The sequence below is a fragment of the Streptomyces sp. NPDC041940 genome (genome assembly GCF_055589465.1).
The window spans coordinates 51098-74344 of sequence record NZ_JBVJBP010000016.1 but is presented as its reverse complement, the minus strand read 5'-3'; the positions used below and the strand labels follow the sequence as shown (position 1 = coordinate 74344).

At 71.9% G+C, this 23247-nt stretch carries 22 protein-coding genes; 10 read left to right on the top strand and 12 right to left on the bottom strand.

Annotated features, from left to right (window positions below; all coding sequences use genetic code 11):
* Positions 1–302: 302 nt before the first annotated feature.
* From ACZ6I3_RS25595 to ACZ6I3_RS25585, 3 genes are all read right to left on the bottom strand, one after another.
* Positions 303–752, bottom strand: coding sequence for a nitroreductase family deazaflavin-dependent oxidoreductase (locus ACZ6I3_RS25595; RefSeq protein ID WP_469417676.1), 450 nt, complete (start codon positions 750–752; stop codon positions 303–305).
* 256 nt (positions 753–1008) lie between these two features.
* The gene (locus ACZ6I3_RS25590; RefSeq protein WP_469417674.1) at positions 1009–2472 is read right to left on the bottom strand and encodes an aldehyde dehydrogenase family protein; all 1464 of its coding nucleotides are present in this window, start codon (positions 2470–2472) and stop codon (positions 1009–1011) included.
* A 116-nt stretch (positions 2473–2588) separates the two neighbouring features.
* Positions 2589–3413: a helix-turn-helix domain-containing protein gene (locus tag ACZ6I3_RS25585; RefSeq protein ID WP_261682003.1), complete on the bottom strand. Its 825-nt coding sequence runs from the start codon at positions 3411–3413 to the stop codon at positions 2589–2591.
* A gap of 343 nt (positions 3414–3756) precedes the next feature.
* Between ACZ6I3_RS25585 and ACZ6I3_RS25580 the strand changes: the two genes are divergently transcribed.
* Positions 3757–4260: an ATP-binding protein gene (locus tag ACZ6I3_RS25580; RefSeq protein ID WP_469417673.1), complete on the top strand. Its 504-nt coding sequence runs from the start codon at positions 3757–3759 to the stop codon at positions 4258–4260.
* A 93-nt stretch (positions 4261–4353) separates the two neighbouring features.
* Here the strand turns inward: ACZ6I3_RS25580 and ACZ6I3_RS25575 are convergent, their stop codons facing one another.
* The 5 genes from ACZ6I3_RS25575 to rpmG form a co-directional block, all read right to left on the bottom strand.
* Entirely contained in the window at positions 4354–4572 is a 219-nt protein-coding gene (locus ACZ6I3_RS25575; RefSeq protein WP_221299255.1) for a DUF397 domain-containing protein, read from the bottom strand.
* A 598-nt stretch (positions 4573–5170) separates the two neighbouring features.
* Positions 5171–5407, bottom strand: coding sequence for a 30S ribosomal protein S18 (gene rpsR / locus ACZ6I3_RS25570; protein WP_469417672.1), 237 nt, complete (start codon positions 5405–5407; stop codon positions 5171–5173).
* A gap of 6 nt (positions 5408–5413) precedes the next feature.
* Entirely contained in the window at positions 5414–6616 is a 1203-nt protein-coding gene (locus tag ACZ6I3_RS25565; protein WP_469417671.1) for a CobW family GTP-binding protein, read from the bottom strand.
* A 4-nt stretch (positions 6617–6620) separates the two neighbouring features.
* The gene (locus tag ACZ6I3_RS25560; RefSeq protein ID WP_469417670.1) at positions 6621–6878 is read right to left on the bottom strand and encodes a type B 50S ribosomal protein L31; all 258 of its coding nucleotides are present in this window, start codon (positions 6876–6878) and stop codon (positions 6621–6623) included.
* A gap of 2 nt (positions 6879–6880) precedes the next feature.
* Positions 6881–7045 carry a 50S ribosomal protein L33 gene (gene rpmG / locus ACZ6I3_RS25555; protein ID WP_193483085.1) on the bottom strand — a complete coding sequence of 55 codons (165 nt, stop codon included), beginning with the start codon at positions 7043–7045 and terminating at the stop codon, positions 6881–6883.
* Positions 7046–7109: 64 nt separating this feature from the next.
* Between rpmG and rpmB the strand changes: the two genes are divergently transcribed.
* From rpmB to ACZ6I3_RS25535, 4 genes are all read left to right on the top strand, one after another.
* Positions 7110–7346 (top strand): 50S ribosomal protein L28, encoded by a 237-nt coding sequence (gene rpmB / locus ACZ6I3_RS25550; RefSeq protein ID WP_469417668.1) that lies wholly within the window; start codon positions 7110–7112, stop codon positions 7344–7346.
* The gene (gene rpsN, locus ACZ6I3_RS25545) at positions 7346–7651 is read left to right on the top strand and encodes a 30S ribosomal protein S14 (protein WP_469417666.1); all 306 of its coding nucleotides are present in this window, start codon (positions 7346–7348) and stop codon (positions 7649–7651) included. Before rpmB ends, rpsN begins: the two co-directional genes overlap by 1 nt.
* Positions 7652–7833: 182 nt before the next feature.
* The gene (locus ACZ6I3_RS25540) at positions 7834–8340 is read left to right on the top strand and encodes a hypothetical protein (RefSeq protein WP_469417664.1); all 507 of its coding nucleotides are present in this window, start codon (positions 7834–7836) and stop codon (positions 8338–8340) included.
* Between the two features lie 105 nt (positions 8341–8445).
* Positions 8446–8988 carry a DUF4232 domain-containing protein gene (locus tag ACZ6I3_RS25535; RefSeq protein WP_469417663.1) on the top strand — a complete coding sequence of 181 codons (543 nt, stop codon included), beginning with the start codon at positions 8446–8448 and terminating at the stop codon, positions 8986–8988.
* 30 nt (positions 8989–9018) lie between these two features.
* Here ACZ6I3_RS25535 and ACZ6I3_RS25530 read toward each other — a convergent pair whose 3' ends face one another.
* Entirely contained in the window at positions 9019–10131 is a 1113-nt protein-coding gene (locus ACZ6I3_RS25530; protein ID WP_469417662.1) for a DUF2786 domain-containing protein, read from the bottom strand.
* 75 nt (positions 10132–10206) lie between these two features.
* On the opposite strand from ACZ6I3_RS25530, the gene ACZ6I3_RS25525 reads away from it, so the two are divergent.
* Both ACZ6I3_RS25525 and ACZ6I3_RS25520 read left to right on the top strand, forming a co-directional pair.
* Entirely contained in the window at positions 10207–10950 is a 744-nt protein-coding gene (locus ACZ6I3_RS25525) for a Clp protease N-terminal domain-containing protein (RefSeq protein ID WP_469417660.1), read from the top strand.
* Between the two features lie 80 nt (positions 10951–11030).
* Positions 11031–12722, top strand: coding sequence for a bifunctional 3'-5' exonuclease/DNA polymerase (locus ACZ6I3_RS25520; protein ID WP_469417658.1), 1692 nt, complete (start codon positions 11031–11033; stop codon positions 12720–12722).
* A 128-nt stretch (positions 12723–12850) separates the two neighbouring features.
* Here the strand turns inward: ACZ6I3_RS25520 and ACZ6I3_RS25515 are convergent, their stop codons facing one another.
* Together ACZ6I3_RS25515 and ACZ6I3_RS25510 are read right to left on the bottom strand one after the other, a co-directional pair.
* Positions 12851–15868: an AfsR/SARP family transcriptional regulator gene (locus tag ACZ6I3_RS25515; protein WP_469417657.1), complete on the bottom strand. Its 3018-nt coding sequence runs from the start codon at positions 15866–15868 to the stop codon at positions 12851–12853.
* 241 nt (positions 15869–16109) lie between these two features.
* Positions 16110–17003 (bottom strand): glycosyltransferase family 2 protein, encoded by an 894-nt coding sequence (locus tag ACZ6I3_RS25510; protein WP_469417656.1) that lies wholly within the window; start codon positions 17001–17003, stop codon positions 16110–16112.
* A 219-nt stretch (positions 17004–17222) separates the two neighbouring features.
* On the opposite strand from ACZ6I3_RS25510, the gene ACZ6I3_RS25505 reads away from it, so the two are divergent.
* Together ACZ6I3_RS25505 and ACZ6I3_RS25500 are read left to right on the top strand one after the other, a co-directional pair.
* Positions 17223–18092: an AraC family transcriptional regulator gene (locus ACZ6I3_RS25505; RefSeq protein WP_469417655.1), complete on the top strand. Its 870-nt coding sequence runs from the start codon at positions 17223–17225 to the stop codon at positions 18090–18092.
* Positions 18093–18324: 232 nt separating this feature from the next.
* The gene (locus ACZ6I3_RS25500) at positions 18325–21390 is read left to right on the top strand and encodes an AfsR/SARP family transcriptional regulator (protein ID WP_469417653.1); all 3066 of its coding nucleotides are present in this window, start codon (positions 18325–18327) and stop codon (positions 21388–21390) included.
* 16 nt (positions 21391–21406) lie between these two features.
* On the opposite strand, the gene ACZ6I3_RS25495 is transcribed toward ACZ6I3_RS25500, so the two are convergent.
* Entirely contained in the window at positions 21407–21631 is a 225-nt protein-coding gene (locus tag ACZ6I3_RS25495) for a hypothetical protein (RefSeq protein WP_469417651.1), read from the bottom strand.
* Positions 21632–21799: 168 nt separating this feature from the next.
* Here ACZ6I3_RS25495 and ACZ6I3_RS25490 point away from each other — a divergent pair, with 168 nt between their 5' ends.
* Complete coding sequence (locus ACZ6I3_RS25490) at positions 21800–22792, top strand: LuxR C-terminal-related transcriptional regulator (protein ID WP_469417650.1); 993 nt, start codon at positions 21800–21802, stop codon at positions 22790–22792.
* Positions 22793–23247 lie beyond the last annotated feature (455 nt).

Below are 23247 nucleotides of genomic sequence, written 5' to 3'. Positions count from 1 at the left end.
CACACCTGGCCCTTGCCCTGCGTGTCCTCTTCGGTGCCCGCGCCACCCCCCGGGGTGCCCCCCCCCCCCCCCCCGGCCCCTGTGGTTCTCAGAAATCCCCGGCGACTGAATCCGCCCATGGCACAACACCCAACCCTTCGATGAGAAACGAGTGGGTGGAACGGCACGATGACGCGTCCCCCCTCACGGCACGGCCCCCTGCCGTCCGCGCGCGGGACCCGGGATGAACCGGGTCCTCGACCGACGCGCACTCCCCCGAGCATCGCCGTAGCCGCCTCCTCACCGGAGGCGTCGGACTCCCCTCAGTCCTGTGCGGGCTCCTGTGGCTCCAGCACGATGACGGGGATCTTCCGGTCGGTCTTCTTCCGGTAGCTCTTGTACTGCGGAAAAATCACGGTCATCGCCTCCCACAGGCGATCCCGTTCCCCCTCTTCCGCCTCCCTGGCGACCGCCTCGAACGTGTCCGCGGCCACCTGCACCCGCACCCGCGGCTCCGCCAGCAGATTGAGGTACCAGTGAGGATGACGGTCGGATCCGCCGTTGGACCCGACGACGACGTAGTTGCCCTGATCCTCCCCGTAGATCAGTCCGGTCCGCCGCAGCGCCCCGGAGCTGCGGCCCCGTGTGGTGAGCAGCAGGGTGGGCTTGCCGTACCAGATGTGCCCCTTCGAACCCTCGCTGGCCACGTATCGACGCACATGCGTGGCGACCCAGCCGGTCGGGCTGTCGAGCACCTCGTCCTTTTCGTGCATGCACTCACTCCGTCCGTCGGTGCGCACAACGTACCACCGGATACTCCAATTTGAGTATCACCCAGCACTCCCCCTCAAACCACTTGGTTCAAGGGGGAGTTGCGTTGTACGACTGCTTTTGGCAGCCCTGACGGACGCGGTACGAGCATGGTGGGCCGGACCGGCCTCCCGCAACGAAATCCGGACATCGGCCGGCTGCCTTCGACCGCTTCTCGAGTGAGTCTCGAGCAGCGGTCCCGTGACATGCGGAGGTGCTCTAGAAGGGGAACCCGCTGCGCCCGTGCTGCACCGAGATCCACTTGGTCGTGGTGAAGGAGTCCAGCATCGTGTCGCCGTTGAGCCGGCCGATACCCGAGTGCTTCTCGCCACCGAAGGGGACGATGGGCTCGTCGTGGACGGTGCCGTCGTTCACGTGGAACATGCCCGTGTCGATCTGCTGGGCGAACGCGACACCCCGCTCGATGTTCCCGGTGTGGACGGCGCCGCTCAGCCCGTACGGGGTGTCGTTGACGAGGCGTACGGCCTCCTCCTCGCCGTCGAACGGGACGAGGAACGCGACCGGGCCGAAGACCTCCTGCTTCAGCAGGGCCGAGCCGGCGGGGACGTCGGTCAGCACGGACGGCTCGACGAGGTTGTCGGTCCGCCCGCCGCGCACCAGGGCCGTGGCGCCCTCGGCGAGGGCCTGCTCGACCACACCGGAGACGGCGTCCGCCTGCGAGGAGTTGATGACCGGGCCGATGACGGTCTCCGGGTCACGCGGGTCGCCCGCCTTGAGGGTCTTCACCTTGGCGACGAACTTCTCGGTGAACTCGTCCGCGACCGACCGGTCGACCAGGACACGGTTGGCGGCCATGCAGACCTGGCCCTGGTGGACGTACCGGCTGAAGACGGCGGCGTCGACCGCGTAGTCGATGTCGGCGTCGTCGAGGACCACCAGCGCGCTGTTGCCGCCCAGTTCGAGGACGGAGCGCTTGAACAGCCGGGCGCAGACGGTGGCCACGTGCCGGCCGACCGCGTCGGAGCCGGTGAAGGAGATGACCTTGGGGACCGGGTGCTCGATGAAGGCGTCGCCGATCTCCGCGATGTCGGTGATGACGACGTTCAGCAGACCGCCGGGCAGCCCCGCGTCCTCGAAGATCTTCGCGACCAGGGAGCCGCCTACGATCGGGGTGTTCTGGTGCGGCTTCAGCACCACGGCGTTGCCGAGCGCGAGCGCCGGGGCGACGGACTTCAGCGACAGCAGGAAGGGGAAGTTGAAGGGGCTGATCACGCCCACGACGCCGACCGGCACGCGGTAGACGCGGTTCTCCTTGCCGTCCACCGGCGAGGGGATGATCCGGCCCTCGGGGCGCAGCGCCAGATGGACCGCCTCGCGCAGGAACTCCTTGGCGAGGTGCAGCTCGAAGGCGGCCTTCAGCCGGGTGCCGCCGAGCTCGGCGATGATGGCCTCGGAGATCTCCGCCTCGCGCTCCTCGATCAGGCGCAGGGCCTTCTCGAAGACGGCGCGGCGGGCGTACGGATTGGTCGCCGCCCACTGCTTCTGGGCACGGGCCGCGGCCTGGTACGCCTGGTCGACCTCGTCGGCCGTGGCTATGGTGATCGACGCCAGCTTCTCGTCGTCGTACGGGTTGAAGTCGATGATGTCCCAGGAGCCGGTACCCGGGCGCCACTCACCGTCGATGTACTGCTGTGCAAGGTCGGTGAAGTAGGACGACGACATGTGATCCCTCGATCCCTAAGCAGACCTCTGATCGCTTCTTCACGATCTGATCACACGTCATCGTACTTGCGTTTGAAGCAAGTTGGAGGAGACCTTCGGGAGAGTTGGAGGGCCCTTCAGGAAAGCTGGAGGAGCCCCCGGAGAAGGTCCCGGCTCTCGGAGGGACCCGGGCTGTCGCTCTGGAGTTCCTTGAGCGCCTTCTCGTACTGGGCGACGTCCTCGGCCTTGTCGAGGTAGAGCGCGCTGGTGAGCTGCTCCAGATAGACGACGTCCGAGAGGTCGGACTCCGGGAAGCTGAGGATCGTGAACGCGCCACTTTCGCCGGAGTGACCTCCGAGGCTGAACGGCATGACCTGGAGCCGCACATTGGGCCGCTCGGAGATCTCGATGAGGTGCTGGAGCTGGCCGCGCATCACCTCGCGGTCGCCGTACGGACGGCGCAGGGCGGCCTCGTCCAGGATGATGTGGAAGTCGGGAGCCCGCTCGTCGACGAGGTACTTCTGCCGCTCCAGACGCAGCGCCACCCGCCGTTCGACGTCGGCCTCGCTCGCGCCCTGCATGCCCCGCCGGACCACCGCGCGGGCGTACGCCTCGGTCTGCAGCAGGCCGTGCACGAACTGCACCTCGTACGCCCGGATCAGCGAGGCGGCGCCCTCCAGGCCGACGTAGGTAGGGAACCAGCTGGGCAGCACGTCGGAGTAGCTGTGCCACCAGCCCGCGACGTTGGCTTCCTTCGCCAGGGACAGCAGGGAGGCGCGCTCCTGCTCGTCCGTGATGCCGTACAGCGTGAGCAGGTCCTCGACGTCCCTGGTCTTGAAGCTCACCCGGCCCAGCTCCATCCGGCTGATCTTCGACTCGGAGGCGCGGATCGAGTAGCCCGCCGCCTCGCGCGTGATGCCCCGCGCCTCACGCAGACGCCTGAGTTGTGATCCGAGCAGCATGCGCCGCACCACCGATCCCGGCTCTCCCGCGCTCACGTTCGCCAGCCTCCCCAACGTCTTCAGGGGCCGAAGTCTGCCACTAAAACACTCCGAGCAGTACTCGTCCGGTTACGGAAACGGAATCGCATCGGAGAACGCACGCGCGCGAATGCAAGAAGGAGGCATGCGAACGGCTTGAGAAAGACGCGAAGATGACGGAAAAATTGACCAACAAGCGGTACGGGACGGCTCATTCCGGTCACCTGCACGTGCATCTGCCCTTGCATCTGCTGAACGCATCCGAAACCATGGTGCCGCACCACCGCCGCATCGCACCGACCGCGAATTCCCGGGAGTGCCTCGCATGGGGACGAATGGATCAACCATGCTCGAGCCGTTACGGCAGGGCCTTCCGCCGCTTGATCCAGCGGCCGTGTCCGACGCCGCCTCCTGCGCTCTGCCCGCCCGCTACGAAGCGGTGCGCGACGCACGGCGGTTCACCCGCTCCACTCTCGACCAGTGGGACATGGGCGACCGCTTCGACGACGTCCGCCTGGTGGTCTCGGAGCTCGTCACCAACGCCCTGCGGCACGGCCTGCCGGCCGACACCGCGTGTGCCGCGGACCGGGAGCCTCCGGTGCGGCTGCACCTGATGCGCTGGACCGAGCGTCTGGTGTGCGCGGTGCGCGACCCCAGTCACGACAGCCCGGTCGCCCGGGAGACCGACGACTTCTCGGCCGAGTCGGGCCGCGGGCTGTTCCTAGTCGACTCCTTCAGCGACAGCTGGGGCTGGCACCCGCTCGCGGGCGCGCTCAGCGGCAAGGTGGTCTGGGCGCTGTTCCGGCTGCCGCGCCCCGGCAGCGAATAAGAAACCGCGGCGCTTCCTCGCGTCGCGGTTCTACGCGCGTTACAGCGCGTGTATTTCCGATTACCCCCGGTTTGTAGGGGGTCTGCCGACCCGTCAGCCACCCACCAGGTGGTCGAACTCGCCGTCCTTCACACCCAGCAGCATCGCCTCGATCTCCGCACGGGTGTAGACCAGCGCGGGCCCGTCGGGGAAGCGCGAGTTGCGTACGGCCACCTCCCCGCCCGGGAGCCGGGCGAACTCCACGCACGAGCCCTGCGAGTTGCTGTGCCGGCTCTTCTGCCAGGCCACACCGTTCAGCCCGGCGGCCGCCATCCCGTTGTACACGTCGTGGTTCACAGGTCGCTCCCCGGTGGTGCACTGGCTTATGTGGCCATTGATGCAGTGGTCAACTGACCCGGATCATAGCTCTGTTCATGTGCTGATGCATGAGCAGATGCACGTGCACGCGGGGTGGTGCTGCGGTTACAGCTTTGGCGACCGCTTTACCGAAGCCCTTGCATGTTTGACGGCCCCGCACTGTCGCGCGTTCCCGGCGGCCGACGGGGAAGTCGGCGGGTTCGGCGGAGGTCCGGTGGAGGCGGAGCATCCACTCGGCGGCGGGGGCGAAGGACCCGGCGGGGGCCGCGACGGAGAAGAGGGAGCTGGCGGCGCGCGGGCCGTGGGCCGGGCGGCAGCGGGCCGGGCACGATACGGAAGACGACCGTGACCTGCGGGATCAGGAAGAAATGGGCCGCTCGCATGACGGAGGCGTCATCCTCCGGGCCGGTGCCCGGATCACCTCATCGGCGGACACCCGGTGGGTCACCCGGCCCTGCCGGACCGCCCGGCGTGCACCTGATGAAGGCCCCGGACGCAGGCATGAGGTCCCCCACGCGTCAAGCGTGGGAAACCTCACCCGGGCCGGATCCCGTCAGCGGGAGGCGTACGGCAGCAGCGCCATCTCGCGCGCGTTCTTGATCGCCTTGGCCAGCTGCCGCTGCTGCTGCGACGACACCCGCGTGACACGGCGGCTGCGGATCTTGCCCCGGTCGGAGACGAACTTCCGCAGCAGGTCGGTGTCCTTGTAGTCGATGTACGTGATCCCGGCCCGGTCCAGCGGATTGGGACGGTTCTTGGCGGGGAGCTTGCGGTCGGACGTGCGGGGCATCGGGGATCAGACCTCCAGGAGGGTGTCGAAGGCGTGCGGCAGCCGCTGCCAGGCGTCGCGCCCGGCTGCGTACTCGGCGTCGGTCAGCAGGCAGGACTCCAGCAGTCGCTCCAGGCCGTCCCGGTCGAGGCCGGGCGAGGTGAAGACGAGGTACTGGCCGCGGTCGCCGTGCTCGGGGTGCCAGTCCAGCGCGGCGGCGGCGCGGCGCACCGGCGGGACCATCTCCCAGGCCGCGTCCGGCAGGGAGGCCAGCCAGGGGCCCGCGCTCTCCACACACAGGGCCCCGCCCGCCGCGTCCCAGTGGAACAACGTGTCGGGCTTGTCGGCGAGCCAGAACCGGCCCCGGCTGCGGGCCGCCGCGCAGGTCAGGTCCTCCAGGGCGGCGTAGAGCCGCTCGGGGTGGAAGGGGCGGCGCCGGTGCCAGACCAGGGTGGAGACGCCGTGCGCGTCGGCCTCGGCGGGCAGCAGGGCGCAGGCCGGATGCTGGGCGGCCGCCGCGGCCTCCACGTCGAAGCCGGCCAGGGCCGCCTCGGCCAGCGGGGTCAGCGGGCGCCGGCGCGGGGCCGGCACGGTGAGCCAGTCGGCGGCCGTGTCCGCCGGGGCGCCCTCACCGATCAGGACCTGGCGGGCCGTCGGGTGCAGCTGGGCGAGCAGCTCGCGGTCCTCGTCGTCGGCCTCCGGGGAGTCGGCGACCGCGAGGACGGGGGCGTACTCCAGCTGGCGCGCGAAGGTGTCGGCGACCGTGCGCTGGTCGGTCGCGGCGGCGGCGAGACCGCCGTCGGCCAGGTCGTCGCCGTTGCCGAGGTACGGCAGGACCAGGGCCGGGTCGACGGCGGTGAGCACACCGGTGACGGTGAGCCCGCCGGCCGTGACGACCTCGGCCATGGCCTTGGGCTCGACGGAGTCCCACAGCTCGACGACGGCCAGCGGCGTGCGTCCGGCGTCGGCGAGCCGCTCCAGCTCCGGGACCAGGTCCTCGCGCAGGGCGCAGCAGGCACAGTCGTTGACGAGCGGCGCCTCCCCCGCGTCGAGGAGGCCGGTGGCGTCCCGGACGGTCCGTACGACCGTGCCGGCGGCGGCCGTGGCGAGGTCGTGGTGGAGGGCGACGCTGCCGGGCACGTCGGCGAGCAGCCGTGCGACGGCGGCCCGGCGGGCGTCGGCGTGCAGCCCGCCGACGATCACGACGGAGAGCGCGGAAGAGTCGGCCACGGGGTCAGCCCTTCTTTCCGTACCGGCGCTCGAAGCGCTCCACGCGCCCGGCCGTGTCCAGGACGCGGGCGGTGCCGGTGTAGAAGGGGTGGCTGACGTCGGAGATCTCGACGTCGACGACCGGGTAGGTGTGGCCGTCCTCCCACTCGATCGTCTTCTCGCCCGCCCGGGCCGAGAGGGTCGAGCGGGTGAGGAAGGCGTAGTTCGCGGCACGGTCGCGGAACACGACGGGGCCGTACTCCGGGTGGAGTCCCTCGCGCATGGTCAGCGCTCCTCTCGGAAGTCGACGTGGCGGCCGGCGACCGGATCGAACTTGCGCAGGATCATGCGGTCCGGGTCGTTGCGGCGGTTCTTGCGGGTCACGTAGGTGTAGCCGGTTCCGGCGGTGGACCGGAGCTTGATGACCGGCCGGAGTTCGTTGCGTGCCATGCCGCTACACTACTGAAAATGAATTCCATTTACATCTCCTGAGTCAGAGAGGTACGTCACCACCATGTCCGCGCACTGCATGCTGACCGGCTCCCGGCCCGGCTTCGGCAACCGCATCTCGCACTCCCACCGGCGCACGTCCCGCCGGTTCGACCCCAACATCCAGTCCAAGCGCTACTGGCTGCCGAGCGAGGGCCGCCACGTCCGCCTCCGGCTGAGCGCCAGGGCGGTCAAGACCGTCGACACGATCGGAGTCGAGGCGGCCGTCGCCCGGATCCGCGCCCGGGGAGTGAAGGTCTGATGGCGAAGAAGAGCAAGATCGCGAAGAACGACAGGCGGCAGGAGATCGTCGCGCGGTACGCCGCCCGGCGCGCCGAACTGAAGGAGATCGTCCGGCGGCCGTCGTCGACGGAGGCCGAACGGCTCGCCGCCCAGGCGGAACTGCGCAGCCAGCCGCGCGACGCGAGCGCCACGCGCGTACGCAACCGCGACCAGGTGGACGGACGTCCGCGCGGCTACTTCCGGGCGTTCGGGCTGTCCCGGGTGAATCTGCGGGGGCAGGCGCACGCGGGGTATCTGCCGGGGGTGCGGAAGTCGTCGTGGTGAGGCGGGGCGGGGCGCCGGGGGCGCGCCCCGTGGCCCTGCCGTCCCGGTAGAGGGCCGACGGGGTCGCCCCCCGGGTCTCTTGACGGGCCCTGGTAGCTTGCTTCGGTCGTCCGGCACAGGGGCCGGTCGGTTCCGTCCGGGCCGGTCGGCCGGCTACAGCTTGGGGGCTTGCAGTGACTTCGGTGATCTTCTCGCGTCGCACGGGAGCACGTCGGCGGCTGCGGGTCGCGGCCGTGGCCGCGGGCCTGGCGGGCGCGCTCGCGCTGACCGCGTGCAGCAGTGACGGCGACTCCGGGGACGACTCCGCGTCCAGCCCGGCCCCGTCGCCCTCGGCGTCCGCCTCCACGGGCGGCGGCTCGGGCGGCTCCGGCGCCGGCACGGGCTTGGCGGGCAGCTGGCTCGCGACGACCGGCGGCAAGGCCGTGGCCCTGGTGATCACCGGCAAGCAGGCCGCGCTCTTCGCCACCGGCGGGAGCGTGTGCAGCGGCACCGCGGGCGAGGAGTCCGGGATGCGGATGATCCGCCTGAAGTGCACGGACGGCAGCAAGGACCGGACGACCGGCATGGTCGACTCCCTCGACAAGAGCAGCCTGAAGGTCACCTGGGAGGGCGACCTCGGCGCGGAGACCTACACCAGGAGCGAGGGCGGCAAGCTCCCGACCGGACTGCCCACGGCGGGACTCGGGTAGGAGTGCGACTCCGGAGGGCGGCCTGCCCGGGTGCGTGATGGCCCGTCCGTCCGAGATGATCCATCCATCGGAACCGCTCACCGCCATCACGCACCAGAGGTCCCCATGCGCACCCTTCCTCCCCTCGCCCTGGCCGCCGCCCTCGCCGGGACGCTCCTGCTGACCGCCTGCGACGACGACGGGGCCGGCGCCGACGACGTCAAGAACGCGGACCGGCCGGCCGGTTCGGCCTGCGCGCTCGGCGACATGGACGTGAAGGTCGGGGCCGGCGCCGCCCCGGCCGCCGGAGACACCGGCACCGTCACCGTGACGCTCACCAACAAGGGCGCGCAGTGCACGCTGAAGGGCTTCCCCGGCGTGGACCTGATGGCCGACGACAGCACGACGTCCGTGTCCCCGGACCAGGCCGCGAAGGCCCAGCCGCTCACGCTCGGCAAGGGCGGCACCACGTCCTTCACCATCACCTACGTCCGGGGCGAGGCGGGCTCCGCCAAGAGTCTCCCGGTGCGGAAGGCGTCCTTCACCCTGCCCGGCGCCACCAAGGACGCGCACACCCTGAAGTGGTCGTACGGAGACGTCGCCCGGAGGGGCGGGGAAAGCGGCGCGGCCGAGGCCTCGGTGAGCGGCTTCGAGTCCTCGGGCGACTGACGGAGCGCGGGCGCGGCGGCTGACGGCGGGTCAGCGCAGCGGCCGCCGGTGCCCGACCTGGGCCCGGTCCGCCGCCTGCGCGCCCTCCGTCCAGCCCGCCGCGTCACGCACCCCGCGCAGCCGGGTCGTGGTCGTCTCCGGGAACATGCGGTCCAGCCGTCCGGTGACCGCGACGTCGCGGGAGGCGAGGACCGGGAGCAGGTCGTCGCTCACCTGGGCCTGGGCCACGTCCGCCAGCCGGGTGCCGATGCGGTGGGCGTAGGCCGCGAGGAAGGACTGCCGGAACGTCTTGGTGCGCTTGCGGCCCCCGGCGCGCTGCGCGGCCTCCGCCTCCGTCATCGCGGTCGTGGCCTGCACGAGGAGCGAGGTGTAGAGGAGTTCGACCGCCTCCAGGTCCGTTTCGAAGCCGACGACGGTGGAGAAGCCGAAGGGCTCGTTCCACACCGCGCGGCAGTGGTTGGCGGAGGCGACGGCGTCCAGCAGCACCGCCTTGGCCTGCTCGTACGGCGGTTCCACACCGATCCGGCAGGCGCCGGGGGTGTCGGGCGAGGGCGCCCGCGCCGCGAGCAGCGCCTCGTCGACGCTGTGCCGGGCCATCAGCTCCTGCGCCTTGGCGCTGAGCGCCTCCGCCTCCTCCGGGAACCCGGTGGCCTCCGCCTTGGCGAGCAGGGCACGGATGCGGGTGAGCATGCGGGACTCGGCCCTGGCCCCACCGGTCGCCTCCCCTGCCCTCTCGTCGAGGGATTCGAGGGCGGGCAGCCGCAGCAGCAGGCGGTACAGCTCCAGCACGGCGGTGGCGTGCGAGAAGCGGTCGGTGCGGGGCGGGGCGTCGGCGGGGAGTTCCGCGAGCTGCGCGCTCCAGCGGCGGCCGCGGGGACGGTCGCCGGGCGCCTGCGCGCGGATCAGCGCGGCCACGAGGAGCACGTGTACGTCCTCCAGCTCGCTCCGGACGATCCGTACGACGTCGGCCGGCTGCCAGCCCCTTCGCCAGGACGCCGCCACGAACTCCTCCCCGCGCCGGTCGAGTTCGGCATCCGCCGCCGGGTCGGAGGCGAGCAGGGACGCGCCGGTGTCGAGGGCCGTCTCGCCGGTCGCGTACAGGGCCGCTTCGAACGCGCGGTCGACGATGGGGGACGTACTCACGGGCCCGATGGTGCCACGCACTCGACTGTCAACGTTCGGTTGACACCCCTTGGGGGGCAACCTACGGTTGACACCATGACGACGAACCCCAACATCACGTCATCCGTGCGCCTCGACGACCTGATCGCGGCGATCAAGAAGGTTCACCAGGAACCCCTCGAACAGCTCCAGGACGCGGTGATCGCCGCCGATCACCTCGGTGAGGTGGCCGACCATCTGATCGGCCACTTCGTGGACCAGGCCCGGCGCTCGGGCGCCTCCTGGACGGACATCGGCAAGAGCATGGGGGTCACCCGGCAGGCCGCGCAGAAGCGCTTCGTGCCGAAGGAGTCGGCCGACCTCGACCCGAGCCAGGGCTTCAACCGCTACACGCCCCGCGCCCGCAACACGGTGATGGCCGCGCACAACGAGGCCAGGTCCGCTCGCAACGCCGAGGGCCTGCCCGTGCACCTCGTCCTCGGCCTGCTGGCCGAGCCGGAGGGTCTGGCCGCGAAGGCGATCACCGTCCAGGGCGTGACCCTCGACGCGCTGCGCGAGGCGGCCACGGCGGCACTCCCGCCCGCCGTCGAGGAGGCCCCGGAGCTCGTGCCGTACGGCCAGGCCGCCAAGAAGGTCCTGGAGCTCACCTTCCGCGAGGCCCTGCGCCTCGGCCACAACTACATCGGCACCGAGCACATCCTGCTGGCCCTGCTGGAGCACGAGAACGGCGAGGGCGTCCTCAGCGGCCTCGGCATCGGCAAAGAGCGGACCGAGGAGTACGTCGTGACGGTGCTGGAGAAGATCATGCTGGCGCGGAAGGAGACACCGGACGAGTCTTGACAGCGCCCGGCGAGGCCGGACGGGGCGGCGTCCGGGGGCGTCCGGGGGGCGTTGTCAGACCCCCCTGTCAGACTCGCGGCATGACCGACCGGTGGGCGCTCGCTCCGGCCGAGGACGGTGGCGTGGACGTCGCCCCCCTCGGTCCGGACGGGCTGCCCGTCGGGCCGGTGCGGCGGGAGACGGATCCCGCCGAGGCCGTGCGGAGCCGTCCCGGCGTCACGCGGTGGGTGTGGCGGTCCACCGCCGAGGTCTACCCGCGCCTGCTCGCCACGGGGGTGCGAGTCGAGCGGTGTTACGACATCGAGGCCGCCGAGACCCTCCTCCTCGGCCACGAGGGGCGGTACGGGGAACCACGCTCGGCCGCGGCCGCCCTGGCCCGGCTGCGCGGCGGTCCCGTACCGCCCGATCCGCCCCAGCGCTCCGCCGAACCGGGTGCGCAGTCCTCCCTGTTCGATCCGCAGGGCGTCCCGCTCCCCCTGCCTGACCTCCTCGCGGTCTACGCCGAACAGCAGCGGCGGCACACGAGCGCCGAGCACCCCGACCGCATGCGGCTGCTCACGGCCGCAGAGTCGGCTGGCATGCTGGTGGCCGCCGAGATGAACCGCGCCGGGCTGCCCTGGCGCGCCGACACGCACCGCGCGCTGCTGCACGACCTGCTGGGCGAGCGGTACGCGGGCCGCGGCGAGCCCCGCCGGCTGGCCGAACTGGCCGACGAGGTGTCCACGGCCTTCGGCCGCCGGGTGCGGCCCGACCTGCCGGCCGACGTGATCAAGGCCTTCGCGCAGGCCGGGATCAAGGTCTCCTCGACCCGCCGCTGGGAGATCGAGACGGTCGACCACCCGGCCGTGAAGCCCCTGATCGAGTACAAGAAGCTGTACCGCATCTGGGTCGCCCACGGCTGGTCCTGGGTCCAGGACTGGGTGCGCGACGGGCGGTTCAGACCCGAGTTCCTCGCGGGCGGGACGGTGACCGGGCGCTGGGTGACCAACGGCGGGGGCGGGCTCCAGATCCCCAAGGTGATCCGGCGGGCCGTGGTCGCCGACCCCGGCTGGCGGCTCGTCGTCGCCGACGCCGACCAGATGGAGCCGCGCGTCCTCGCGGCGATCTCCCGCGACCCCGGGCTGATGGAGGTGGCGGGCCGGGAGAGCGACCTGTACCAGTCCGTCTCCGACCGCGCCTTCTCCGGCGACCGCGCCCAGGCCAAACTCGCCGTGCTCGGCGCGGTCTACGGCCAGACCTCCGGCGACGGGCTGAAGAACCTCGCCGCGCTCAGACGCCGCTTCCCCAAGGCGGTGGCGTACGTGGACGACGCGGCCCGAGCCGGCGAGGAAGGCCGACTGGTGCGGACCTGGCTCGGCCGGACCTGCCCGCCCGCGGCCCGGGCGACGGACGACGGCCCGGACGAGGCCGGCATCCCCGTCGCCGACGACGACCACCCCGACACCGCCGCCCCCTGGGTGCCGGGCTACGCCTCCACCAACGCCCGGGCCCGCGGCCGCTTCGCCCGCAACTTCGTCGTCCAGGGCAGCGCCGCCGACTGGGCCCTGCTCCTGCTCGCCGCGTTGCGCCGGACCTGCGCGGACCTCGCGGCCGAACTGGTCTTCTTCCAGCACGACGAGGTGATCGTGCACTGCCCCGAGGAGGAAGCGGCAGCAGTCGTCACGGCGATCCAGGAGGCCGCGTCCCTGGCCGGCCGACTGACCTTCGGCCAGACACCGGTGCGGTTTCCGTTCACCACGGCGGTGGTGGAGTGCTATGCGGACGCGAAATGAGGGGCGGGGGTTGGCCGGGCATCGCCCGCGGCCCCAGCAGAGCAGGCCGGTCCGGCCCGCCCTCGACCGGCTGGTGCGCACCCGCCCGGGCCCGGCCGCTGAACAGCCCCCCGACACCGGCCGGTTGATCAGTCGGACAGGGCCAGCAGTTCGCGGAGTTCCGTGACGACCGTCTGCTCGTCCGTCCCGTCCAGCGCCGTGAGCGCCGAGCGCCACTCCTCGTGCGCCGCCTCGGGTCGTCCCCGTTCCCGCAGCAGCAGCCCGCGCTGGTGGCGGGCGAGACCGCCGGTGTAGCGGTCGGCGCGGGCGTCGGCCCGGTCCAGGAGTTCGGCGCACTCGCGGGCGGCCCGCCCGGTGCGGCCCAGCAGCCGCAGGGCGCGGACCAGCCCGAGCCGGGTCTGGGACTCGCCGTGCCAGTCGCCCTGGCTGCCGAGGATGCGCAGGCTCTCCTCGAAGTGCGGGAGGGCCGCGGCCGGTTCGCCGAGCCGCAGATGGGCGTAGCCGATGTTGCAGTGCGCGGAGTGCCGCACGATGACGGCGCCGATGTCGTCCCCGATGGCGAGCGAACGCCGGTGCTGCTCGATGGCGGCCCGCGCGTCGGTGTGCTCGTAGAGGTTGCCGAGGTGGCTGTGGGTGACGGCCTCGCCGTACGGGTCGTCCAGCTGCCGTGCGTACTCCAGGCTCAGCAGCAGTGCCTCGCCCGCCTCGGTGTGCCGGCCGAGCCCGTCGAGCAGCAGCCCGCGGTTGTTGAGGCAGCGGCGGATCCAGGAGAGGTGGTCCAGCCGCTGCCAGATGTCCAGCGCACGGTCGTTGAGGTCGAGGGCCTCGTTCTGCCGGCCGGTCAGGAAGTGCAGTCCGGCGAGGTCGACCAGCGCGCACGCCTGTGCCGCCCGGTCACCGAGCCGCCGCGCCACCGCGAGGCCGGCCCACCCGAGCACCTCCATCTCGGCGACGCGCCCCCTGCGATGCGCATAGGGAAAGATCAGCCGGACGACGGCGGAGACCAGACCAGCCCGCCGCCGGCAAGGGTCGTCCGCGTGCCGCCCGACCAGGGTGACGAGGTTCGCCAACTCCCTGTCCCCCCAGGCGAAGGCCTCCTCGGGGCTGTCGAAGGGGGCGACGGCGTCGGCAGGCGCGAGCCCGTCCGGCGCACCCGCGGTGGGCCGACGGCGGTCGTCCTGATCGAGCCCGGGCTCGACGATCGCGATGAGAACGCGCTCGGCGACGGCGGCGTACCAGCGCAGGGCCGTCTCGACGACGTCACCGCCGGCCCCCTCACCAGCCGTCTCACCGGCCCGTTCACGCGCGAAGACACGCACCAGGTCGTGCGGCTCGTACCGGCCGTACGCCGTCTCCTCCAGCAGGGCGACATCCACCAGCCGGTCGAGGGCGGCCTCGGCACGCCGTTCGCCCGCGCCGGTGAGACGGGCCAGCAGCGGGACGCCGTACGTGGGCAGGTCGAGCGCGCCGATACGGCGCAGGGCGAGGGCCGCGTCCCGGTCGGCCTCGCGCTCGGCGGCGGCGAGCGCGTCGTGCGCGACGGCCAGGGACCGGCGGACGCTCAGGTCGTCGTACTCCAGGTGGTGCAACCGCTCGTCCGCCGCAGCCAGTTGACCGGCGAGGACGTCGGGGGTGAGGGCCTGCCGGGCGGCGAGCCGAGCGGCGACGACCCGCAGGGCCAGCGGGAGCCGGCCGGTGAGGGCGACAAGGGGGTGGCGGGCATCGAGAGCGCCCGGGTCAGGTCCCCGCGGAGAGTGCCGGTCGGCCCGGCCCGAAGCCCTGCGCAGCAGTTCGGCGCTCTCCTCGTCCGTCAGCGGGGCGAGCGGGAAGCGGGTCACGCCGTCGAGGGCGGTCAGCGGCGAACGGCCGGTCACGATCACCGCGCACCGGGCACCGCCCGGCAGCAGCGGCCGTACCTGCGCGGCGCTCGCGGCATCATCCAGCACCAGCAGCGTGCGGGTCGGCGCGAGCAGGGACCGCAGCAACGCCGATGCCGCGTCGGGGGATTCGGGGATACGGCAGGGCTCGACACCCAGATCACGCAGCAGGGCGGCGAGCGCCTGGCCGGGGGTGAGGGGGGCCATGCCCGGGGTGGCACCGTGCAGGTTGAGGTAGAGCTGCCCATCGGGGAAGCGTTCCGCCAGCTCATGCGCGACGTGCAGCGCGAGCGCGCTCTTGCCGACACCGGCCATGCCGCTGAGGACGGCGGTGGGGTGGGGCCCTGGTGCCGTGAGGGCACGGCGCAGCGCGTCGCGCACTCCGTCGCGCCCCGTGAAATGCGCCGGCGGTGGCGGTAGTTGAGCAGGTGAGGGCGGTGCCTTAGGGCCACCACTCCCCACGGCTCCCCGCAACACCTCCACATGCGCCTCGCGCACCCCCGGCCCCGGCTCGATGCCGAGCCGGTCGACGAGGCGGGTGCGCAGCCGGTGATGGACGGCCAGGGCCTCGGCGGTACGGCCGGTGCGGTGCAGGGCGAGCATGAGCTGCCGGTGGTACGCCTCCCGCAGCGGATACTCGGCGGTCAACTCCGCCAGCTCCGGCACGAGCCCGTCGAGCCGCGGGCCGCCCAGGGCCAACTCGGCGTCGTGGCGCCACTCCAGGAGCAGCAGCCGTGCCTCGCGCAGCCGCTGCGCGAAGGCGTACCCGCCCACCTCGGACGGCAGCCCGGCGAGGGGGGCGCCCCGCCACAGCGCGAGCGCGGCCGCACACACGCGGACGACCCGCTCCCAGTCCCGTCCGGCGTGCGCGGCACGCGCCGCGGCGACCCGGGCGTCGAACAGATGGACGTCCAGCTCGCCTTCGTCGACGCGCAGCACATACCCGGACGGCACGGTCCGCAGCCGCTCGGGATCGTCGAGCAACCGCCGCAACCGGGCTACGTGATTGTGCAGCGAGGCCTGGGCGGAAGCGGGCGGAGCCCCGCCCCACAGCGCGTCCTTGAGCGACTCGGCGGAGACGGTCCGCCCGGCGTCGAGCAGCAACGCGGCGAGCAGCACCCGGACCTTGGGGCTCGCGATGCCCCGCGCCTCGCTCCGGCCGCCTGCGCCGCCGACGTCGTAGAGCCCCGGCGGGCCGAGCAGCCCGAACCGCAGCGCACACCGCTCCCCGGAGCCCTCGTCACTGCCCGAGCAGGGAGATGCCCCCATCGCTCCCCCGCCTTCCCCTGTCACCGCCCTCGACGAATGTCCGCCCCCTGGCCCACTGTTGGCCATATGTTAGCGATCCGTTGGCCCGACCTGATGTGATCACTACGTCGGATCTGGCCCGGCGGCGTGCGCGTCTGGACGCGCCACTCGGGGGAGTGTCGCCGCCGCGGCCGGTTCCGGGTCCCGGTCGGCGGAGGTGAACGGCCGGGACCCACTCACTTCTCTCACGCCGCTCCGGCTGTCAGATGACGGGCGGCCTCCCCAGCCGTGTGAGCCGCCACACCGTACGCCAGCGCATGGGCCGCCGCTCCCCCGCCGGCTCCCGTACGCCTTCCAGGAAGCCGCCGAACCACGCCCGCAGCCCGGCGGCGGAACGGTTCCGTGCCAGGGTGAGCAGCACCCACACGCCCAGATGGACGGGGACGAGCGCGACCGGCAACCGGCGGCGGGCGAGCCAGACCCGGTTGCGGGCGTTCACGCGGTAGTAGATGGCGTGCCGGGCGGGCGAGGTCTTGGGGTGCTGGAGCAGCAGTTCGGGCGCGTAGAGGATGTGCCAGCCCGCGTCGGCCGCGCGCCAGGCCAGGTCGGTCTCCTCGTGGGCGAAGAAGAACTCGGCGGGCCAGTCGCCGACCTCGTCGAGCATCGCCATCCGCAGCGCGTGCCCGCCACCGAGGAACCCGGTGACGTAGCCGCCCCGCATGGGGTCCGAACCACCCACCCGGGGCACGTGCCGCTGCTGCGTCTCGCCGAGTTCGTCGGCGATGCGGAATCCGACGACGCCGAGCCGTTCGTCGGCGGCGTACAGGTCCCGCACGCGGCGCAGCACATCGGCGTCGACGAGCAGCCCGTCGTCGTCCAGATCGACGACGACGTCGACATCGCCGAACTCCCGCAGTCGTGCCAGAGCCGCGTTCCGGCCACCGGGGCACCCCAGGTTCTCGTCGAGTTCGACGGGGGTGACCTCGCCGGGCAGGGACAGCCGCCGGGCGAACTCGGGCAGCGGGCAGCCGTTGCCGACGATCACGATCCGCTCGGGCGGCACGTCCTGCTTGGCCACGGAACGGAGCAGCGCGTCGACCTCCTCGGGCCGATTGCCCATCGTCACCACGGCGACGGCGATCCTGGGCGCCCCCATGTCCTCACCTCATCACGGTCGGCAACTGACGGGTCGACGGGCGATGCTAGCCGTTCACGATAAGGCCCCCTTAAATACGCCTGCCGGACGACGGTCCGCCTGACTCGTTCGGGCGAACCGGCACCCGACCCGATCGGGCACGGGATGTCGGGTCCGGCAGGGGGCTTCCTCCCTAGCGTGGTGGACACCGAAGAGGCACGAAGAAGGAAGGAACCGGGCGTGCTGGAACGGCTCAACCAGGCCATGGAACACATCGAGCGCCACCTCGACGACTCGGTTGACGCCGTGGAACTGGCGCGGATCGCGGCCACCTCGGAGTACCACCTGCGCCGTATGTTCTCCGCACTGGCAGGCATGCCCTTGTCGGAGTACGTCCGGCGCCGGCGGCTCACCGTCGCGGGCGCTGAGGTGCTCGCGGGCGGCGAGACGCTGCTGGAGATCGCGGTGCGCTACGGCTACGGCTCCGGCGAGGCCTTCGCGCGGGCGTTCCGCACGATGCACGGCGTCGGCCCCGGCGAGGCCCGGCGCACCGGCGCCGTGCTCGTCTCCCAGCCCCGGCTGACCTTCCGCCTCACCGTCGAAGGGAGCAGCAGCATGCACTACCGAGTGGTGGACCGCCCGGCCTTCACCGTCACCGGCTTCAGGACCCGGATCCCCCTGGTCCACTCAGGCCCCAACGAGTCGATCATCGACTTCGTCCGCGGCCTCGACAAGCAGGCCCTGGAACACCTGAAGAAGCTGTCCGACCAGGACCCCCGGGGCATCGTCGCGGTCTGCGACGACCTGGACCCCAGCCGTGCGGAGGGCACGGAACTCGACTACTACCACGGCGTGATCACCGCGGCACCGGCCCCCGAGGGCACCACCGCCCTGGCCGTCCCGTCCGGCACCTGGGCGGTCTTCACCACCTCGGGCCCGGCCCCCGAGGCCATCCAGAACCTCTGGCGGGACGTGTTCACCGAGTGGTTCCCGTCCAACCCCTACCGCACCCGCCCCGGCCCGGAGATCCTCCGCACCCACCTGTCCCCCGACGGCCAGGAGGCGGACGCCGAGCTGTGGCTCCCGGTGGAGCGTGAGACCACTCGCTGAGACACGCGAACCCCGCAGTGCTCTTTCCTTCAGTCGCGGGCCGATCACAAAGCGGACCAATGCCGTGAACTGAGCGACGCAAGGGCCGCACGGGCATGTCCGGAACGCAGTTGACTTCGCCTTCCTTTTCGCGATCATTGCATGTGCGGCCCTTCCAATTCCCCCCTGCGTGAGGCATGGGGGGCAACGGGGCGAGTAGGTGTCGCACGGCCGACGGGGATGTGAATTCGCTATGCGCGAAAGGGTGTCGTTCAAGCTGCTCGGACCGCTCGAGGCAGCCGTCGCAGACGAACCGATACGGATCAGCAGTGCACGTCAGCGATCAGTTCTGGCCACGTTGCTGCTTTCCTGCGACCGGGTCGTCTCGGTCGACAGCCTCACCGAGGCCGTGTGGCAGGGAGAGCCTCCGACCACCGCCCGGAACCAGATCGCCATCTGCATTACCGCGCTCCGAAGAATCTTCCGCGAGGCATCCGTGCCCGCGGAAATGATCGAAACGAGCCACCCCGGCTACATACTTCACTCAGCGCACTGCTATATCGATCTGAAAGACCTGAACCAGTCGGTGGCGAGAGCCCGAATGGTGGCCGCTCACAATGAACAGGCCGAGGAAGCGGCCAAGTTGTTCGAGCACGCTCTCGCCCTGTGGCGGGGCCCCGCGCTCGACGGCCTCTCCGGAGCGCACATCGACGATGTCTCCGGTCAGCTGGCCGAGTTCCGGCTCGATCTGTGGGAGGAGTACGCGGCCCTCCAGCTGATGCTCGGCCACCACCAGAAGGTCAGCGCGCAACTGGCGTCGCTGGTGAAGGAGAACCCGCTGCGCGAGCAGGCCCGGGCGCATCTCATGCAGGCCCACCACGTGGCCGGCCGGCGGGCCGAGGCGCTTCAGGTCTACCGCGAAGGACGCCGGGCCCTCGTCGACGAGCTCGGCATCGAACCCGGACCCGTGCTGCAGGAGATGCACCGCCGGGTCCTGCAGGACGCCGACGACTCCGAGCCGCACTCCGAGCCGCACTCCGAGGCGCACTCCGGGGCGCCGGCGCCCGCCAAGGCGGTCGCCACCACCGCCCCGTCCGCGGCCTCGTCCGACCCCGCCCCGCGCGTTCCCGCCCAGCTTCCGCTCGCGCTGTCCACGTTCACCGGACGCGAGCCGGAGATCGAGGTGCTGGAAACGCTGCTGCGCCGCAGTGCGGACGGGACCGCACCGGCGGTGGCCGTCGTCACCGGGGTGAGCGGCATCGGCAAGAGCGCACTGATCGTGCACTGGGCGAACCGGGTCGCCGACCGCTTTCCCGACGGGCAGCTCTTCATCGACGTACACGGCTATGACAAGTCCAACCGGCCGCTGTCGTCCCTGTCCGTCCTCGACCAGGCGCTCCGCGGGCTCGGCGTGTCCAGCGCGCAGATACCGGCCGGGCTCCAGGAACGCTCCGCGCTGTACCGCTCCCTGCTGAACCATCGCAGACTGCTCGTCATCCTGGACGACGTGCGCTCGTTCCGGCAGATCCAGCCGCTGTTGCCGGGGCGTGGCCGGTGCGTCGTGCTGATCACCAGCCGGGATCCGCTGGACGAACTGGTCAGCGACTACGGTGCGGTCCAGATCCAGCTGAACGTGATGACGGCGCCCGAGGCCGACCGGATGCTCGCCACCGTGATCGGGCAGGACCGGGTCGCCGCCGAGCCCGAAGCCGCGGCGCGGCTCGCCGAGCTGTGCGGGCATCTGCCGCTGGCCCTGCGCATCGCCGCCGGCCGGCTCACCCCGCGCCCCTACCGGTCGCTGCAGCGGCTCGCCGCACGCCTGGAGGACGGAGCGGGCCGGCTCGACGTGCTCAGCCCCTCCGACGGCGGAGTGCGGGCCGGATTCTGGCTCAGCTACCGGGAGTTGTCGCCCGAGGCGGCCGTGCTGTTCCGGCGCCTCGCGCTGCTCCCCGTGGAGGGGTTCGCCGCGTGGGCGGGCGCCGTGGTGCTCGACGTGAACCTGATGAAGGCCGAGGACCTGCTCGAAGAGCTCGTGGACGCCCAGCTCCTCGAACTGTGCCTGACCCAGAGCGGACCGTCGGCCCGGTTCCGCTTCCATGAGCTGCTTCGTCTGTTCGCTTGGGAGCGCGCCCACGACGAGGACTCCGCCCAGGATCGTGCGGACGCCCTGGAGCGCGCCTACGGCACCCTGCTCACGCTCGCCGGCTCCGCACACCAGCTCCTCTACGGGGCGGGCCACCTGCCACGTCATTCGGCCCGGCTCACCCACGAGCTGCCGGCGGACGCGGTCACGGAGCTGCTCGCCGACCCGCTGGAGTGGTTCGAGTCGGAGCGGGGCACCATCCTCGCCATGGTGGGCGCGGCGGCACGGCACGACGCCGCCGCCCACGCCTGGGAACTCACCGCGCGCGCCATGCCGCTGTTCGAGATGCGCAACTACCAGGAGGACTGGCAGCAGGCCGCACAGAGCGCCCTGGAGAGCGCCCGGCGCACCGACGACGCCTTCGGCGCCACCGTCATGCTGCGCTCGCTCGGCTCGCTCGCCATCTACCAGCGCCGCTACCAGGACGCCGACGGCCTGCTGACCTCCGCGATGGAACTGCTCGACCGGGCCGACGACCCGCACGAGCGGGCGGTGGTGCTGCGCAATCTCGCCCTGTGCGCCCGCTTCCGCGGTGACCTCGACGGCGCGGCAGAACACTGCCGTGCCGCGCTCTCCCGCTTCCGGGAGACCGACGACCCGGTCAGCGCCGCGCACGCCCTCGGTCTGCTGGCGCAGATCGAACTGGAGCGCGGTGACAACGACACCGGGATCGCGCTGACCCGGCAGGCCATCACGGCCAGTGCCGAGAGCGGGTCGGTGCGCGGCCGGGCCCAGAACGTCTACCGGCTCGCCGAGGCGTATCTGCGCATCGGCGAGCTGCGCGAGGTGATCGGGGCCTGCGAGAAGGTCATCGAGCTCACCCGGGCCCAGGGCGACCGGCTCGGCGAGGCGTACGCGTTGCGCGCGCTGGGCGAGGCCCAGTGGCGCCAGGGGCTGTACGACGCCGCTGAATCGACCCTGGGCGAGGCGTTCACGGCCGCCGGGGACGTCGGGGACCGGTTCCTTCAGGCACGCATCGAGACCGATCGGGCATGCTCCGAGGCCCTGCGGGGCGACACCGCGGCGGTGGGCCGGCTGCGGCGGGCCCATCAGGACTTCACCGTGCTGTCGGCGTCCTCGTGGCAGGAGCGCACCGCCCGGCTCGTCGACGTCGTCGGCGAGGCCCGCGCCGAGGGCCGGCCGGTGCAGCTCGAGCGCCTCCTGGCCACCCGGTGACACCGGCCTGTCCCGACTACTTGGTCCAGGGCAGGTCGCCGTCGCCCAGAGCCCCGTTCAGCGCACCGTCCAGCGCACCGTCCACGAGGGAGGTCACGTCCGTCACGGCGGTGCCGGGTCTGGGGCTGGGGCCGGGGCCCGTCCAGGGCAGGTCGTCCGCGCCGGCCGTACCGCTCATCAGCGCGATGTTGACCGCGACCGCGCCGAGCACCGAAACGACGAAACCCGTCTTCTTCTGCATGTCCTGGAATCCCCTCCGTCGCTGAACTCTTCAGCTGCCACAGACCGTACCCCAGCGAATCATCGCCGCTATTTCTCCTCGATTTCTCCCCCCTCCGGCCGGAGAAAATGAGCCGACATGACCGCGGGCTAGGGTCGGCTCCGAAGTCGACAGCGGAGGGGGACCAGCGTGCTCAAGGAGATCGGCGTCGGGATGGATGCGGAACGCGCCTACCGCGCTCTGCTGAGACAGCCGGGCGCGAGCCCGCAGGACATGGCGGAGCAGCTCGGATGGCCGCTCGACCGGGCCACCGGCGCCCTCGGTGAACTCGCCGAACTGGCTCTGGTGCAGTCGTCGCAGGAACACCTCGGAGGCGCGCGGGCGGTCGATCCGGAACTGGGCCTGAGGTCGCTGGTGCAGTCCCAGGAACGGGAATTGCTCAAACTGCAGCTGTCTCTCTCCGAGAGTAAATTGGCGGCTGAAAAACTCATCTCCGAATACCGGCGCGGAGCCCGCACCGAAGAAATCGACTCGGTACAGCTCGCCCAGGGTCCCGATGCGATCCAGGCGTGCATCGAAAAGGTGAGCCAGCAGTGCCGCGAGGAGGCCGAGGCGCTGCTGCCCGGCGGTGCGCAGCCGGCCGACCGGCTGCACGCGGCGAGGCCGCTCGACCGGATGCTGCTGGAGCGGTCCGTGCGGGTGCGGTGCGTCTACGCGCACAGCATCCGCAACGACCGGCCGACCACCGAGTACGCGCAGTGGCTGAGCGAGCAGGGCGGGCAGGTCAGGACCGCGCCACAGCTCCCGCTCAGGATGGTGATCTGGGACCGGAGCAAGGCCCTGGTGCCGCTCGACCCGGACCAGCCCGACCGGGGTGTGCTGCTGCTGTCGAGCCCTGGGCCGGTGGCCGCGCTGCGCGCCCTGTTCGAGCAGGTGTGGCGGCAGGCGTCCCAGTTCGGCCAGGAACGGCCGCAGGGCCGGGCGCGGGAGCTGAGCGACGAGGAGAGCGCGGTGCTCGGCCTCATGGCGGGCGGGCTCACCGACGAGGTGATCGCCCGCAAGCTCGGGGTCTCCGTACGCACGAGCCGGCGGATCACCGCCGAGCTCATGACCAAGCTGGGCGCTCGCAGCCGCTTCCAGCTCGGGGCCGTCGCGGCACAGCGCGGCCTGCTGACGGTCTAGCCGACCCCGCCGCCCCGGCCCGGCCCCACGCGTCCCGGACCGGCCGGACCGGCCCCACGCAGCCCGGGCCGGCCCCACGCGGCCCAGGCGGCCCAGGCGGCCCAGGCGGCCCAAGGGCCCAGGGAGCCAAGCGGCCCAGCAGCCCAAGCGACCAAGGGAGCCCAGGCTGCCCAAGCAGCCCAAGCGCTCCAGCCGGCCCAGGCGACCCAGCAGGCCCAGCAGGCCCAGCAGGCCCAGTCAGGCCCAGTCAGGCCCAAGCGCCCCAGCCCGCCCAAGCGACCCAGCAGGCCCAGCAGGCCCAAGCAGCCCAAGCACCCCAGCCCACCCAGCGACCCAACAGGCCCAAGCAGCCCAAGCACCCCAGCCCACCCAGCGACCCAACAGGCCCAAGCAGCCCAAGCACCCCAGCCCACCCAGCGACCCAACAGGCCCAAGCAGCCCAAGCACCCCAGCCG

Bases quoted from the DNA above. Each gene is read 5' to 3' on its own strand.
- ACZ6I3_RS25515 (WP_469417657.1), bottom strand. From the start codon at position 15,868: ATGGGGGCATCTCCCTGCTCGGGCAGTGACGAGGGCTCCGGGGAGCGG.
- ACZ6I3_RS25590 (WP_469417674.1), bottom strand. From the start codon at position 2,472: ATGTCGTCGTCCTACTTCACCGACCTTGCACAGCAGTACATCGACGGT.
- ACZ6I3_RS25510 (WP_469417656.1), bottom strand. From the start codon at position 17,003: ATGGGGGCGCCCAGGATCGCCGTCGCCGTGGTGACGATGGGCAATCGG.
- rpsN (WP_469417666.1), top strand. From the start codon at position 7,346: ATGGCGAAGAAGAGCAAGATCGCGAAGAACGACAGGCGGCAGGAGATC.
- rpmG (WP_193483085.1), bottom strand. From the start codon at position 7,045: ATGGCACGCAACGAACTCCGGCCGGTCATCAAGCTCCGGTCCACCGCC.
- ACZ6I3_RS25595 (WP_469417676.1), bottom strand. From the start codon at position 752: ATGCACGAAAAGGACGAGGTGCTCGACAGCCCGACCGGCTGGGTCGCC.
- rpsR (WP_469417672.1), bottom strand. From the start codon at position 5,407: ATGCCCCGCACGTCCGACCGCAAGCTCCCCGCCAAGAACCGTCCCAAT.
- ACZ6I3_RS25575 (WP_221299255.1), bottom strand. From the start codon at position 4,572: ATGGCGGCCGCCGGGCTGAACGGTGTGGCCTGGCAGAAGAGCCGGCAC.
- ACZ6I3_RS25535 (WP_469417663.1), top strand. From the start codon at position 8,446: ATGCGCACCCTTCCTCCCCTCGCCCTGGCCGCCGCCCTCGCCGGGACG.
- ACZ6I3_RS25500 (WP_469417653.1), top strand. From the start codon at position 18,325: ATGCGCGAAAGGGTGTCGTTCAAGCTGCTCGGACCGCTCGAGGCAGCC.
- ACZ6I3_RS25580 (WP_469417673.1), top strand. From the start codon at position 3,757: ATGGGGACGAATGGATCAACCATGCTCGAGCCGTTACGGCAGGGCCTT.
- ACZ6I3_RS25525 (WP_469417660.1), top strand. From the start codon at position 10,207: ATGACGACGAACCCCAACATCACGTCATCCGTGCGCCTCGACGACCTG.
- ACZ6I3_RS25585 (WP_261682003.1), bottom strand. From the start codon at position 3,413: ATGCTGCTCGGATCACAACTCAGGCGTCTGCGTGAGGCGCGGGGCATC.
- rpmB (WP_469417668.1), top strand. From the start codon at position 7,110: ATGTCCGCGCACTGCATGCTGACCGGCTCCCGGCCCGGCTTCGGCAAC.
- ACZ6I3_RS25520 (WP_469417658.1), top strand. From the start codon at position 11,031: ATGACCGACCGGTGGGCGCTCGCTCCGGCCGAGGACGGTGGCGTGGAC.
- ACZ6I3_RS25495 (WP_469417651.1), bottom strand. From the start codon at position 21,631: ATGCAGAAGAAGACGGGTTTCGTCGTTTCGGTGCTCGGCGCGGTCGCG.
- ACZ6I3_RS25560 (WP_469417670.1), bottom strand. From the start codon at position 6,878: ATGCGCGAGGGACTCCACCCGGAGTACGGCCCCGTCGTGTTCCGCGAC.